This window comes from Pseudomonas defluvii (assembly GCF_001695625.1).
GTDB lineage: Bacteria > Pseudomonadota > Gammaproteobacteria > Pseudomonadales > Pseudomonadaceae > Aquipseudomonas > Aquipseudomonas defluvii.
In genome coordinates this window covers 1-735 of sequence record NZ_MBPN01000303.1, presented here as the reverse complement: position 1 = coordinate 735, position 735 = coordinate 1, and the positions used below count along the sequence as shown (strand labels likewise).

Annotated in this window: 1 protein-coding gene; it reads right to left on the bottom strand. The window is 63.1% G+C overall.

Features of this window, described 5'->3' with window-relative positions; translation table 11 throughout:
* Positions 1-735: DUF6094 domain-containing protein (locus EKA13_RS27450; RefSeq protein WP_245704443.1), on the bottom strand; the 735-nt coding region annotated here is incomplete at both ends.

Here is a 735-nt window from a genome sequence, read left to right as displayed (position 1 = left end):
ATGCCCCGGCTCCGCCGGGCTGGCGGGGACGATGTACGGCAGGAACGGCCATTCGCTCGGCAGCTCCTCGGCTTCGATTTCGCCAAGCCCAATCTGCAGCAACAGACTGCGCACGGCCTTGACGGCATCGGGTGTCTGCTCACGCTGACGCACCCGTCGCCCGAAGATCACCACCTGCTTAAACTGCGTTTCCACCGCTCGATAGATCCGCAGGTCGGTGTAGTGGCGTGTCAGCCAGCCGACCAGCTCGGCATCGAGCACGTAGCCGGGGACGATGAAGACCAGCACGCCGCCGTACTGCAACAGGGGCAGCGTGCGCTGGTAGAACAGCTTTTCGAGGCGGGCTCGGCCCTGACCTTGATAGCCAATGTTGCCGTTGACGTCCTTGGACAGGTCGCCATACGGCGGATTGAGCCAGAGCAGACCGAAGGACTGCTTGGAGATCATCGTGTCCATCAGGTCCGCGTGCAGACAGTGATCGACCAGACCACGGGCATGGCGCGCCCGCTCTGCGTCGAACTCGACGGCGAACGCCTTGGCATGCTCGCGCCCCAGGGCATGAGCCGCTTCAGCGATTGCCACGCCTTCGCCGGCGCAGGGATCGAGGATGCACATCGGCCCATTGGATTCAGAGTTACTGGGCATCAATGCGTTGAGCGCTCTTTCGAGCGTGGGTTCGTCGGTCGGGAAGTACCCGTTTTTCACGAAATTGCGGGCGAGCCGCGGGAACATGAG